Source organism: Mucilaginibacter sp., from assembly GCF_025362475.1.
In the GTDB taxonomy this organism is placed as follows: Bacteria; Bacteroidota; Bacteroidia; order Sphingobacteriales; family Sphingobacteriaceae; genus Mucilaginibacter.
Map to the genome: position 1 here is coordinate 11,990 of NZ_JANYGH010000002.1, position 13,727 is coordinate 25,716.

General features: G+C 41.4%; 13 protein-coding genes. 8 read left to right on the top strand and 5 right to left on the bottom strand.

The window, feature by feature from the left end; translation table 11 throughout:
* Position 1: 1 nt before the first annotated feature.
* Together Q0R88_RS00965 and Q0R88_RS00970 are read right to left on the bottom strand one after the other, a co-directional pair.
* The gene (locus Q0R88_RS00965) at positions 2 to 862 is read right to left on the bottom strand and encodes a fumarylacetoacetate hydrolase family protein (protein WP_295711302.1); all 861 of its coding nucleotides are present in this window, start codon (positions 860 to 862) and stop codon (positions 2 to 4) included.
* Positions 862 to 2,034, bottom strand: a complete 1,173-nt coding sequence (locus tag Q0R88_RS00970; RefSeq protein WP_295711304.1) for a glycoside hydrolase family 172 protein — start codon at positions 2,032 to 2,034, stop codon at positions 862 to 864. The genes Q0R88_RS00965 and Q0R88_RS00970 overlap by 1 nt, the downstream gene beginning before the upstream one ends.
* Before the next feature lie 428 nt (positions 2,035 to 2,462).
* On the opposite strand from Q0R88_RS00970, the gene Q0R88_RS00975 reads away from it, so the two are divergent.
* The 4 genes from Q0R88_RS00975 (at position 2,463) to Q0R88_RS00990 (ending at position 5,764) form a co-directional block, all read left to right on the top strand.
* Positions 2,463 to 3,035 (top strand): Crp/Fnr family transcriptional regulator, encoded by a 573-nt coding sequence (locus Q0R88_RS00975; protein ID WP_295711306.1) that lies wholly within the window; start codon positions 2,463 to 2,465, stop codon positions 3,033 to 3,035.
* Positions 3,036 to 3,240: 205 nt separating this feature from the next.
* Positions 3,241 to 3,957 (top strand): pirin family protein, encoded by a 717-nt coding sequence (locus tag Q0R88_RS00980; RefSeq protein ID WP_295711308.1) that lies wholly within the window; start codon positions 3,241 to 3,243, stop codon positions 3,955 to 3,957.
* Positions 3,958 to 4,300: 343 nt separating this feature from the next.
* Positions 4,301 to 4,600, top strand: coding sequence for a hypothetical protein (locus Q0R88_RS00985; RefSeq protein WP_295711310.1), 300 nt, complete (start codon positions 4,301 to 4,303; stop codon positions 4,598 to 4,600).
* Positions 4,601 to 4,906: 306 nt separating this feature from the next.
* A complete protein-coding gene (locus tag Q0R88_RS00990) occupies positions 4,907 to 5,764 on the top strand; it encodes a universal stress protein (RefSeq protein WP_295711312.1) in 858 nt (285 codons plus the stop codon).
* On the opposite strand, the gene Q0R88_RS00995 is transcribed toward Q0R88_RS00990, so the two are convergent.
* Entirely contained in the window at positions 5,765 to 6,598 is an 834-nt protein-coding gene (locus Q0R88_RS00995) for an AraC family transcriptional regulator (RefSeq protein ID WP_295711314.1), read from the bottom strand.
* Positions 6,599 to 6,644: 46 nt separating this feature from the next.
* Between Q0R88_RS00995 and Q0R88_RS01000 the strand changes: the two genes are divergently transcribed.
* From Q0R88_RS01000 to Q0R88_RS01010, 3 genes are read left to right on the top strand one after another with little or no spacing between them, the layout of a single operon-like run.
* Complete coding sequence (locus Q0R88_RS01000; RefSeq protein ID WP_295711316.1) at positions 6,645 to 7,985, top strand: TolC family protein; 1,341 nt, start codon at positions 6,645 to 6,647, stop codon at positions 7,983 to 7,985.
* Between the two features lie 4 nt (positions 7,986 to 7,989).
* On the top strand, positions 7,990 to 9,063 hold the full coding sequence (locus tag Q0R88_RS01005; protein ID WP_295711317.1) for an HlyD family secretion protein: 1,074 nt from the start codon (positions 7,990 to 7,992) through the stop codon (positions 9,061 to 9,063).
* Positions 9,056 to 10,651: an MFS transporter gene (locus Q0R88_RS01010; protein WP_295711319.1), complete on the top strand. Its 1,596-nt coding sequence runs from the start codon at positions 9,056 to 9,058 to the stop codon at positions 10,649 to 10,651. The genes Q0R88_RS01005 and Q0R88_RS01010 overlap by 8 nt, the downstream gene beginning before the upstream one ends.
* 15 nt (positions 10,652 to 10,666) lie before the next feature.
* Here Q0R88_RS01010 and Q0R88_RS01015 read toward each other — a convergent pair whose 3' ends face one another.
* Positions 10,667 to 12,535 carry a CHASE3 domain-containing protein gene (locus tag Q0R88_RS01015; RefSeq protein ID WP_295711321.1) on the bottom strand — a complete coding sequence of 623 codons (1,869 nt, stop codon included), beginning with the start codon at positions 12,533 to 12,535 and terminating at the stop codon, positions 10,667 to 10,669.
* A 154-nt stretch (positions 12,536 to 12,689) separates the two neighbouring features.
* Positions 12,690 to 13,049, bottom strand: a complete 360-nt coding sequence (locus Q0R88_RS01020; RefSeq protein WP_295711323.1) for a response regulator — start codon at positions 13,047 to 13,049, stop codon at positions 12,690 to 12,692.
* Positions 13,050 to 13,539: 490 nt separating this feature from the next.
* On the opposite strand from Q0R88_RS01020, the gene Q0R88_RS01025 reads away from it, so the two are divergent.
* Positions 13,540 to 13,716 carry a hypothetical protein gene (locus tag Q0R88_RS01025; protein WP_295711325.1) on the top strand — a complete coding sequence of 59 codons (177 nt, stop codon included), beginning with the start codon at positions 13,540 to 13,542 and terminating at the stop codon, positions 13,714 to 13,716.
* The last annotated feature ends 11 nt before the right edge of the window (positions 13,717 to 13,727 follow it).

Genomic DNA, 13,727 nt, shown 5'->3' on the forward strand with positions numbered 1-13,727 from the left:
CTTATAATTTATGTTTGGGATTAATGCCTATAATATTAACCATAGTGCCAATGTTATCGATAGTAATAACCACTACATCGCCCACTTGCAGGGTAAATGTAGGCGGCGGTACCAAACAGGTACCTGTCATCAAAAAACAGCCCTGCGGAAAATCGCACTCGGCATATAAATAGCCCACCAGTTCGGTAAACGATCGTTTAATCCGGGATATGGTGGTTTCGTCTTCATAAACAGGCACGTCATTACGCTTAATAACCAGTTTTATGGCCGATTCGCCGGGTATTGGCTCAGCGCTTACATACAGGCATGGGCCTAAAGCAGCACTTTTTTCATAGATCTTGGCCTGGGGCAGGTACAAGGCGTTCTCGCCCTCGATGCTCCGCGAGCTCATATCGTTGCCGATGGTATATCCCTGAATATTCCCTTTGGAATTAATATATAAGGTCAGCTCCGGCTCGGGTACATTCCATTCTGAATCTTTCCTGATATAAACTTCTGCACCATGACCGGATACCCGTTGTGCTGTAGCTTTAAAGAACAACTCGGGTCTTGGGGCATCGTATACCTTATCATACAAGCTTGCCGCGCCAGAACTTTCAGATTCCTCCATACGGGCATCCCGGCTTTTAAGGTAGGTAACGCCTGCGGCCCAAACTTCCTGTGCGCCTATAGGAGGTAGTAGTGGCCCGTTCAAAAACTCATGTTGCACGTCGGCGCCTAAAGCTGTGGTATCATCAATGATTTCCTGCAGGTATGCGGCCAGGTTATCCCGGTTAATCAGTGTGTCCCATTGGTCGTCAACAATATAGGCAGCCCCGGCTTGCTCCAGGATTATTCCTTTGGTGGTTTTATATAGTTTCATCAGTTTACTTCCAATTCGTCTCGTGAGGGTAATTTAGGAAATGGGGTGTGCGCGCCGGTTTGGTACCAGAATACGGTGGAGGCAATATCATCCTGTAAAGGCATATATCGCCCGTCGTGCCGCCAACCCAGGGCCTGTATGGTAACCTTCAGGCTTTTTTCAAAGCGGATAGGGTCAACAATATGCCATCTGTATAAACCAAACCGCTGTGCTACGTTGTAATGCCCATCGCCGCGAATCACCTGTGGCAGGCCGCTGTAAGGCGTATTAAATTCAGTGTATTCGGTATGCTCTGCCTCCTTGCCATCGGCATCTTTGTGGCGGGTATCAAAATCATATGATCCGCAGAAATAATCCTCTGTACCGGTACCGTTTATGGTAGGGAATTTGGTATCGCCATCCATAAAAAATTTGATCTCGCCCTCGCCCCACCAGCCATTTTTGTTGCTGCCATAGGCCAGGTAAGTACCCACATACTGGCCCTTGCCAACAATGCTATCTACCAAAACATAATCTTTTTTATAAGGGAGGGGGTTGGTACGGCGAAACTGTGCGTGAAAATACCCCGCATCATCAGGGATATCTGTCAGGGTGTAATCAACCTGGTAATAAAGCACCATATCGTTATCGTCGATATTTTCCATAGTGATGCGGCATTTTTTGCGGAATGGCATTGGCCAGTAACAATTAAAAGCGCTGCCGGGATTTACCGCGACCGCTAACGACGACAGGGGCGAATACTTACCCCAGCCCATACAAAAGAAATCGCCTACAGGTACCTCAACGGATGGGGTTGTTTCATCATCCCAATAAAAACGCAGGATGCTATAGCGCCAGTTGCCGGTAGGGGTCATCCAGATGTGCTGTATGGCGCCCGACTCATTAATTTCGGCAATGGTATAAGTAGTATGTTTTTTGATCACCACGCTTGGGCTCACTTTCCAGGTTTGCCCCAGATCGCGCGATGCATTGCTGCCTGTTCCGGTGGTGGCCATACCACCCTTGCCTTTCTCGCCGGTAAAGTTCTCCGGACTTATTGATCGTGTTTTGGCATCGCTGGTACGGTACAGGTTACCAAGGCCAACATCAAGGCCATTAAACTTTTTTTGTGCAAAGGCGGCAGATGATGTCAGCAAAACAAACATGCAGCTTAATAAAACATTACTTTTCATTTTTAACATATAGGTTATCTGTTGGTAAAAACTAATAGTGCATCAATTGGTAAATGCAATACCGTGTTTATTTGCTGTAACACCTGCCTTATACACAATAAGACAAAGCCGGTCACAATCATAAAAATAATTTTCTTTTTATCTATCCTGCTTTATCAGCATAACATACAAGGATTTTAGCATCAATACGGCCTTCCTATTATTTTGTCATCCTGAGCGATAGCGAAGGATCTATAAACTATACAGATCGGGTCTGCATGGCGAATATGCATTCGGGTAATAGATGCTTCAAGCGTTTATAATGACAAAGGAATAGTAGGCCTACTTTTGTAAAAGCTAATTTACATTTATCGATAACAGAAACACTAACCCCAACAATAATATTGATGTTACATATCGCATATACAAAAAAAACTACATTTTTGTATATGCCGTTTACGCTCATCCTTAACAATATTGCCAAACACATTCACCTCAGCAAAGAGGAGCAGGTTGTTTTTACAGATCTGCTTAAGCCCCAGGCTATTAAGCGGAAGCAATTCTGGCTTTCAGATGGCGATATTTGCAAGCACTCGGCATTTGTAACCACGGGCTGCCTGCGCGGATTTACTGTTGATAAAAACGGTATTGAACACGTATTGAGCTTTGCCCCGCCCGATTGGTGGATGGCAGATATGTATAGCCTGATTAGCCAAAAGCCAGGCATACTTAATGTAGAAGCACTGGAAGACACGCAAGTGCTGTTGCTGAGCAAAACCAACCAGGAAAAACTATACCAGCAGATACCCAAGTTTGAGCATTTTTTTAGGGTTTTGGTGGAGAACTCGCTTGTGGCCAGTCAGCAGCGCCTTATAGATGGCCTCAGCCTTACCGCCGAAGATCGCTATAACAACTTTTGTAAACGCTACCCAACACTCATTTATACATTACCCCAAAAGCAGATAGCATCATATATTGGCGTAACCCCTGAATTTTTTAGCAGAATGAGAAGCAGGAAATAGTTTGCAGTGAGCAGTTAGTAGTTTGCAGCAGGCATAAATTACCATCATCCAAGCTCCCTCTGTGAGTGAAGTGTCCGGGTAAACTTAACCGCTGTGCAACTACTCACTTATCACTAATTAACCATTCACCTAAAAACTTGACCTACATCAACTTTGCCCTGCAAATACCGCCGTACCTTTATAGCAACAAAAAAGGAAATACATCATGGCACAAACAATATTGCATAAAGGAGATACCCGCGGTCACGCAAACCACGGCTGGTTAAATAGTTATCATTCATTTAGTTTTGGTAGTTATTACAATCCCGACCGGATGAGCTTTGGCGCACTGCGCGTTTTAAATGATGATACCGTGGATGCCGGCATGGGCTTTGGCAAACACCCGCACGATAATATGGAGATCATCAGTATTCCCCTTGAAGGTGATCTGGAGCATAAAGACAGCATGAACAACACAGCCGTTATTAAAAATGGCGATATACAGGCTATGAGTGCTGGCACAGGCATTTACCACAGCGAATACAACCAGGATAAGGACAAACGTGTAAAGTTTTTGCAGATATGGCTGTATCCTAACAAACGCAACGTGGAGCCAAGATATGACCAGATTACCCTTAATCTTGCCGATCGTGAGAATAAACTACAACAGGTATTATCGCCCAATGCCAATGATGCCGGAGTATGGATCCACCAGGATGCATGGTTTAACCTGGGTAAGTTTGATAAGGGAGTAAGTACCGAATACACCATCCACAAAGCAGGCAACGGCGTTTACGCGTTTGTACTAAGCGGACAAATAGAAATTAACGGACAGCAATTAAATAATCGCGATGCCCTGGGCATTTGGGATACCGATAAATTTACCATTACTGCAACCGCCGACGCTGAATTTTTATTGATGGACGTACCGATGAGCATATAATAGATGTGTAGATATGCAGATGATGAATTGATTGGAGGTGGAAAATGAGGGTTTTGGCAGAATGAAATGGTGTTTTAAAAAGTTTGTCATCCTGAGGAACGAAGGATCTATTCACAGACTATACAGGACGAAGAAGCATGGTGAATAATAGATCCTTCACTATCGTTCAGGATGACAAAAAGGGTTTTAACAAACCCGCCACTCTGAAAGGCAAATGACACACGGCGAAAGACTTAAGAAGTTTTTAAACGGCGAAGCCCTCAACGAGGCCAAAAACAATATTATCGAGTTAAACTTCGTAAGTCTGGGATTTAACGATTAGCAGCGATTATAAAAATAAGAAATGGAATCAACACAAATATTAGTAGTAGGCCGCCATCCTGAGATATTGGCAACGGTGGTACGCCTGGTAAATAATAACCCTGATTGGAATGCTACCGGCTGCCAAACCGATGAAGAAGCTATCCTTGCTTTTGACCAACAGGCATTTGCAGTGGTGCTGCTTGGCGGCGGTATTGAACCTGCATCCGAAGATCAACTGTGTGCTTATTTTCGTAATCGCAATCCAAAAATCAAGATTGTGCAGCACTACGGCGGCGGTAGCGGCTTGCTGGCAGCAGAGATTTACGAGGCCCTGAAGTAGAAGGCTACGCTGCATTAGCATGTAATACTGGCGGTGTTACAGGTGTTTTCTATATCAAAGGGTAAATGAAGCCTTCGAACAAAAAAAGCATCCTTACTATTAACAGTAAGGGCGCTTTTTTGCGTGGCGGGAATGAGTAAGTAATTGGCCTTGTTTATAAACAGGGCAATTTTAAAAAGGCTCAATTTTGTGTATCAATATAAATAGTTGCCAGTTGTTTACATAAGAGATCCAGTACCAGGGAACAGGATTAAAATTTGTAAACGGTTTGGTTTAGAAAAACGCTGCACAATAAATGAACCTGTAATGGAAAAAATTTTAATTCCGATTGATTTTACCAGATCATCAAATAACGCCATAGCTTACGCGGTTGCGCTAAGTAAAAACAACCCGATAAAACAAATCATACTTGTTGTTAATGTATACATTACTGAGTTTGAGCAACTATTGCCTACGGCAGATTTTATACAATTTGCTGTAGATAAAGCGCAGGCTTTAAACGGGCAGCTATCAACCCAATTTGAAAACTTAAAGGCGTCGGTATTAAAAAAATTAGACCCTGCGGTGAGGGTTAGTTTTATTTTAAGCAAAATGCCCTTACTGCCTTCGCTTAGGGAGCTGATTAAGCAGGAAAAACCGGATTTATTATTAATCGGAAGCGATCACGCCGGGGCAACTGAGGAGAGTTATATCAGTAATCATTTAATTAAAATTGCAAAGGTAAGCACAGTCCCGGTGCTTATTATTCCTGCACTTAGTCGGTACCAGGAGGTGCAGAAGGCTTTGGTGCCGTTTGATCTTGGCAATTTTGCTTCTTTAAATTTAATTCAACACCTGAATCATATCCACAACTGGCCTCACCCCAAACTATTGTTGTTAAATGTTGATGCTACACCGCAGGTATTATTTAAAGATGATGTTACGTGCAAGGTAGTGGAGCAAATAAGTACGCACCTGCAAAATTACCAATACAAGTTTTATTATTCTGTAGAGAAGGATGTATTGAAAAGTGTTAATCATTTCTGTTATAAAAACGATTTGCAATTAATCATCGCGCTGCCCGGCAAGCATAGCTTTTTGTACAATTTAACACATCGCAATATAACCAAAGGCCTTGCCCGGAATAACTATAAACCGGTGCTGATATTAAAAAACGCGCAGTAATTATAATAACAACTGTTTGGCAAATTCAGATGGCCTGGTTTTGGTTAACTGATAAAATATGTTGCTAAAAGCCGATACATTGTTGTAGCCTAATGTGTAGGCAATTTCGCTGATTGATCTATCTGTTTGCAGCATCATTTCAATGGCCTTTACCATACGAAGCAATTTAAAATATTGCAGAAACGAGATATTCATGGTAGCCTGGAACAGGCGTGTTAAGGTACGTTCGCTAAAACCGGTTTCGTGGCTTAGTGTTACCAGGCTAAGTGATTCAAACAGGTGGTTATTAATATATTTCAACACCGGCTGCATCCTTTCGTTTTCTGTTGTTGGCAGTGCAATTGGTAAAGCTTTCCTGCTAATCTCCGGCAGGATGTTTTTGATACCCGCCAAAAAAGGGAAAGCTTTATCGCCCGGTACCACATCGCCTTCCCACCGTACCGAGTAGGAGAGCATTTGCATTAAAAGCGCATTGATGGGATAGATACCCCCCTTATTAAAAAATGGATGGTCATCATCGTCATCGGCATAAAAGTATAATGATATGATGGCTACCGATTTATGCATCTCTATAAAGTGCTTAACCTCCTTGGGTATCCAAACATAATGCCGCGCCGGTATAATAAGCGTTTTATCAACCAGGTGAATATAAGCCACTCCTCCCTCAATATAAATCAGCTGCCCTTTTTTATGCGCGTGCTGCGGTAATCTGAACTCATTTTTTTCGTGCATTACATATACCGATGCTGGGATGCGATCAATGGCGGTTAAAAATGCTTCAGTATCAATCACGTTTGCTTTGGCTGAAATGAGTAAAAGTTTGGCAAAGTACATAAAATTACTTAGGTGTAAAAGGCTCAATTTTGTATTATCAAATTTTATGAAATCGTATTTTAAAAATATTTTACTGTTATCTGTGGTTTATTTCCCACTCCAGCGCGCGTCAGCAAGGGCGGTTAAAACAGATTCATTACTCAGTATACCACTAACCTTAAACCAGGTTTGGGAACGCGCGGCAAGCTATAATAAGGCGGTACAAATGAAGCAGCTTCACCTGGAAAGCAGCGTTGAACAAATTAAAAATGCCAAAGCTGAAAGACTGCCGGATATCAACATTGAAGGCGAATACGCCAGGATAAGCAATATGCCGGTTTATGAAAACGGGATTTTTAAATCGCCTACCCAGTTTGAGGTATTGCATAGCACTTATACCGTAGGCGCTGATGCTTATCTGAATATTTACAATGGCAACAAACTCAATATTGAAATTGAAGCCCGCAAAAGCGAAAACAAAATTGCCGCCGAGCAAAAAAAATTGACCCTGTCCGAAGTAAAACTCAGGGCCGCTGCCTATTATCTGGATATGCAACGCAGCATCATTTTCAGAGATCTTTTGCTGAAAGATATTGAAGCGCAGGAAAAACAATTAAGACAAATACAGTCGTTAAAAGCAAATGGCGTTGTTTTAAAAAGCGATGTTTTAAGGGCCGAATTGAAACTATCAAGGCAAAAGCTATCGCTGGTGCAATTGAATAACGACCTGGCAATTGCCAATCAAAAATTAAACATACTGATTGGCTTGCCCGATGATGAGCGCATAGCCCCCACAACCAGTAATGTGCTCGACTCCCTTACGCTGAAAACTAACCAGGCTTATCTTACAGATGCCGGCAGCAATGCTTATCAGGTTAAAATATCTGAACAGGAAACCGAACTGAGGAAACTACAGGTCAAAAATGTAAAGGCAAATGTTTTGCCACGGATTGGTTTTTTTGCCCAGTACAAATACAGCTATCCGCAGATTTTTTTATACCCTTATTCGCCATACATATATGGTATTGGGCTGGCAGGCATAAAGGCATCTTTTTCTGTTTCATCATTTTATCATAATTACCATAAGGCAAAAGTAGCCCGGCTGGAGTATGAAAGCCAGGAAGTTGAACATGCGCAAACGCAGGATAATGTAAGGCAGCAGGTTAATGAGGCGTATTTGCGTTTCAATGAAGCGCTTAACAGGGTAGAAGTTAGCAAAACCAATATTAAACAGGCAACGGAAAACCGCAGGATAGTTAGCAATACCTACTTTAACCAAACATCCTTAATAACCGATCTGCTTGATGCGGATACCCAGTTATTACAAACCCGCTTTGACCTGGCCGCGGCGCAGATAGCGGCACAATTACAGTACTATCAATTACAAAACGTTACCGGCAATCTTTAATAAAATGAGCAAGCAACATACATACACAACTACCGATAAATTAATAACGAAAATAACGGCGTGGATAGCCGGGATCATAGCGCTGGCCTTATGCGGCTGGGGCATAGTTACACTATACAATTTATATAACTATGAAGAAACCGATGATGCCCAGGTTGAAGAATATATTAACCCCATTACTTCGAGGGTAAGCGGTTATATTAAAGAGATTAGGTATGATGAAAATCAGGACGTGAAAAAAGGCGACACCCTGCTTATTATTGATAACCGGGAGTATGCCTTGCAAAAAGAAGAAGGCGAAGCCGGCTTGCAAAATGCACGCTCGCAGGTGGCGGTGTTGGAGAGCAATGTACAAACCGCTGCTAAAATTGCCCAGGTTAATAATGCCCAGATAGATGCCGTCAAAGCAAAACTGGTAAGGCAGCAGCAGGAATATGACCGGTATAAAAAGCTATTCGATGCGGAATCGGCTACTAAGCAGCAGCTGGAAAACGTTAAAAGTGGGCTTGATGTAGCACAGTCTGATTACCAGGCGGCATTGAGTAATTACCAGGCTTCGCTTTCAAAGGTGAATGACAGCAGGGCGCAGATCAATCCTGTAATTTCAGAAATAAAACGGCGGGAGCTTATGCTGCAGCGTAATCAGCTCGATGTATCCTATACAGTGATCACCGCTCCATATAATGGCAAAATGGGCCGCAGAACAATACAGGCCGGTCAGCAGATACAGGTTGGGCAAACACTGGCATTTATAGTTGATAAGGAAACCGGTAAATGGGTAATTGCCAATTTTAAAGAAACCCAGTTAAAGTATCTTCAAACCGGAAAAACTGTGCAGATCACAGCAGATGCTTATCCTAATACTAAAATTACAGGCAGTGTTATTTCCTTTTCGCCTGCCACGGGTTCCAGGTTTTCATTGCTCCCGCCGGATAATTCAACAGGTAATTTTGTGAAAATTGCGCAACGGATACCTGTTAAAATAAAAATTACTGATAACGGTGCAGTAGTGGGCTTGCTAAGCGCAGGCATGAACGCCAGTGTTTCGGTTTCAAAAAACGCTTTGGGTCATGAATAAGGCTATCCCCGTTTTTAAACACTGGGCACCAGAGTGGCTTATCCGTTTTACATTGCTTATTGTGGTGTTGCCAGGTGTGGTTTTATTTGCGTTATCTGTAAGCAATGTTAATGCTGCGGCGGGTTTTTATGGCATCTCTCCAAATGATGTGCAATACTCCCTCATTATTTTATATGCGGCAATGGCCAGCTTTATTGTGTTGGAAGGGCGTTTTTTTAAAAACATTGCCAGTAAAGAGTACCTGCTTATAGGGGTAGTGATGCATATCATCACTTGTTACCTGTGTTATGTTACGCGATACTTTTTTGTGCTTTTAGTATTGAGGTATATCCAGGGGATGTTAACCTGTGGTACTATAAGTATCACCCTTACCCTCATGTTTAGCAGGTTGCACAATGAGCGGTCAAAAGAGATTGCTTACTCTATAGTTTACTGCATACTGTTGGCTGTTGTGCCTTTAACAACCTTACTTACGGCCGCTATTATTGATACCTTTAACTATAATGTAATATATAAATGCGCGGTATACTCCTACATACCAGGAGCTGTACTCATGTTTTTAATCATGAACAACGTACGGTTTAACCGCAAAGTACCATTGTACCGGCTGGATTGGCCAAGCTTTGTTACTTATTCGGCAGCCCTTTGTCTTATTGGTTATATTTTGGTATACGGCCAGCAATACGAGTGGCTTGACGACCGGAGGATATTGGCCAGCATTATAGCTATTGTATTACTTGCAGGTATTTTTGTTATCCGGCAACTGAGCTTAAAAAATCCTTATTTGCATCTTGGTGCATTCAGGCAACCCAAATTTTTATTAGGCGCCCTGCTGCTTTTTGTGTTTTATATTATAAGGGGATCTTTTGGTATTACCACATCCTATTTAGGTACAGTTTTGGGGCTCGATCCTATCCACATCGGTTATTTGCTGCTTTATAATATTGCCGGTATCATATTAAGTGTGATTATATCATCGCGGTTGGTGCTGTTAAAAAAACCTACAAGGCTTATCTTTATTTATGGTTTTGTAATCCTGCTGATATTTCATGTGCGCATGTGTTTTATTTTTAGCACGCAGGCCGATAGTTCAGATCTTATTATTCCATTAATACTACAAGGGCTCGGCGCAGGTATGTTAATGGTACCCATAATTTTGTTTGTTGTTTCATCATGTGCGCCCGGTTTTGGCACTACAGGATCTGCCTTTGGTATTTTTGTGCGCTTCTTTGGCTTTTGTACCAGCATCGGGATGATCAACTTTTTTCAGCTTTACGGGCAACGTGATCATTACAATCGCTTCCAGGAACAATTAAGCTCGCTAAATCCGGTTGCGGTGCAGCGCCTTACCCAATATAAGCAGGTACTCATAGGCGGTGGTACTGCCCCCGATCAGGTCGTGAAAATAGCAAACGGACTATTAAATAAAAGTGTAGGTGTACAGGCTCAGCTACGTTTTGCGGTAGATTATTACCAATTTATCAGCTGGCTCATTTTGGCTGCAATTGTGCTTATTGCCCTTTTCCCTTCGGTTAATCAAACAAACATCAGTATAAAATCCAACCAACCTGCGCCTGTAGCGTTTTAAGGGTAGTTTATTGCTTTATTTAGCCTGTAGCGGCAATGTGAACCAAAATGTACTCCCTTCGCCCGGTTTACTGTCGGCTCCAATTTCACCGTTGTGTTTTTTGATGATCTCGGCGCTGATGTAAAGGCCTATGCCCAGGCCGGAGTATTGGCTGCCACTGCTTTGTACCCTAAAATAACGATCGAACAGGAAGGGGAGCTTTTCGTGAGAAATACCGGGGCCTTTATCTGTTACGGATACTTTCGCCATCGTGTCATCCTTCGTTATGTCGATATAGATTTCTTTGGATAATGGGGCGTACTTTATAGCGTTATTAACAAAATTCACTACAACCTGTTCAATGCGCTCCCCATCTGCAAATACCTGTAGCGCCATATCGCCAGTAGTGATCACTTTGTAGATTCCGGATATTTTGATGTGATTGCTGCTGTCATTAATGATACGTGATAGCGTTATTGACGTTTTATTTAAATCAAGCTGGCCCTGGTTTAGTTTACCAATGTACAGCAGGTCTTCAATTAAATAGGCAACTTTGTTTACCCCTTTGTTGGCCCGGATTACCAGATCGTCCATTTTTTCGGGCGAGAGCCTGTCTTTCATCGTATGGATAAGCTGCACAGATGATTTAAGGCTGGTTAAAGGCGTTTTGAGTTCATGACTTGCAATGTTTATAAAATCATCTTTTTGCTGCTGCAGCTGTTTAATTTCCTGGATATCGGTAGCCGTACCTACCCACAGCTGCACCTCGCCGTTGTGATTTTTTAAGGGAGCCATTCGTACCAGGTGCCAGCGGTATTCGCCATCAAAACGTTTTTCGCGAATCTCGAACTCGCCGGATTCCTTACTGTCAATAATAGCCCGGAAACGTTGCAGGTTGTGCATGATATCGTCCGGGTGGATCACCTCGCGCCAACCCCAATCTTTGGTTTCATCAAAGGTTAAGCCGGTATAATCAAACCATTGCTGGTTATAAAAGTCAACCTCGCCCGAGGCAGTATTTGTCCAGGCTATCTGGGGGATGGTTTGCATTATTTTCCGGAACCGGGTTTCGCTTAACGAGAGCGCTTCGGTGCGGGCAGCAACCCTTTCTTCCAGATCGTTATTAAGCCCGTGAAGATTATATTGCGATACAGAAAGCTCTTCATTACTGGCCAGCAGTTCTTCGTTAATGGCCGTCATCTCTTCATTTGCAGCGGCAAGTTCTTCATTTAGCTCCGCTGTTTCATGCTCTTTGTTTTTAAGATCGTTTTGCATTTTTGTGCGCCCGGCAATAATGTTTGTAACACTTATGTATGATACAATGGTAAAAATTAAGCCGAGCAAAGCTGCAATAACAATAATAACAGGTACATAAGTGGTGTAGGTTTTATAAGTGCCTACGCGGGCATTTAGTAATTTAGTTTCGTCGGTCTCGGCTATGTTAATCTGTTGACGTAGGGCATCCATAGCAAGTTTTCCCCTGGCAAGGTCATCAATGTTTACCTTTTGGTCGCTTTTGTATTTGTCCAGTATTTGCTGTAAAATACTTAACCTGGTTTTTAAAAACCTTTTAACCTCTGCTATATTCCGCTGCTGCTCAGGATTATCTACGGTTAACTGCTGTACTTGTTGTATCTGGTTGAGCGCTTTTGTATAGGCGCCGTTATAGGGCTCTAAAAATTCTTCGCGTTTGGTAAGCAGGTAACCGCGCTGCCCGGTTTCAGCATCTTTCATGATAGACGCGGTGTTTTCGAGTTTTTGAATCACCAGGTTACTATGATCAACCAGGGCGGCGCTGTTTAACAAAAATCGGATACTTAAATACGATGCAATGGAAATGATGATGATTACAACAAGAGAAAAGCCATATCCGATTTGCAGATTGCGATTAAGCGATAATTTCATTTTAATAGAAGATTTAGCTTTATAGGGAATTTACTCGCTTAATAAAGAATATAAAATTAAAATATTTAATTTGTAATTACTTATGATTAAGTATTCAATTTAAGTTAAATCTATTTGAATTTTTAGCGTGGAAACTTTAATAACTGAATTACATTTAGTTAAGCAATTTATTAATGATATTAACAAGATGCTGATTTTCAAATGGTTTTGGTAAATAGGCATCATGGCCAAAATTACCTATTGCAATAGCTTGTTTATGGTAGGCTGTCATCAAAATAACCGGGATGTGGGCTAGCTCTTTATCGTTTTTAATAACCTGGCAAATTTTGCCGCCGTTCATGCCCGGTAAAATATAATCGGTTAGTACCAGGTCGGGATTATTGGCTTTTACCACTGCAATAATATCATCTGTTTGGGTTATTCCTTTTACCTCAAAATTGTTTAAGCTCAATAAGGTATCAATTGAGTCTAAAATATCTTCATCATCTTCTATTACAAGTATCTTTTTTATCATTCGGCTATGAAGTTATTATAAATTATATCAGTAATTGCTATTAAGCTAAAATATTTTGACTCGTTTGCTATTATGCAAATTAACATGTTTGAATACAATTCGGCAAAGTTACACTTAAAAAAATAGAATTTGAATTAATATTTTAACTAAAACGACTTTTTATGTTTTATGTTTTAATTAGAAGGAAATTTGAATCAAATAACTTATGTGCTTAAAAGTACAGACCTGGAATAAGCCGATAATTAAAAAATGAAAGCATGTAGTGTGTTTATATTGCGGATGCCGCCCCGAATCCCCATTTGAAGGTGCCAATGAGGAATTGTTTATATATTGTTTATCAATATGTTAAATATTGTTTAAGGCTTGTTGCTAAATAATATGAAAATATTTTTGAGCAATTTTTAACTGTGCTAATCGCTTTTATAGGCACCAGGCTTTAACCGCTTGCTGAGGTAAAAAAACTACCTTGTATTTATAAAAATATACTAATATGATCATTTTAAAATCAGATACATTTGTTACGCATACCCGCCTGGCAACATTCATTAACGAGAATAATATTAAACGGGGCGATATTTTGACTATAACTGAGGGTTCACAGGGCTGTACTATTTATTTTTATGCCGATGCCGAAATTGAGGAGATAACCCACGGACTGTTTTCTTAACCATAAAACAC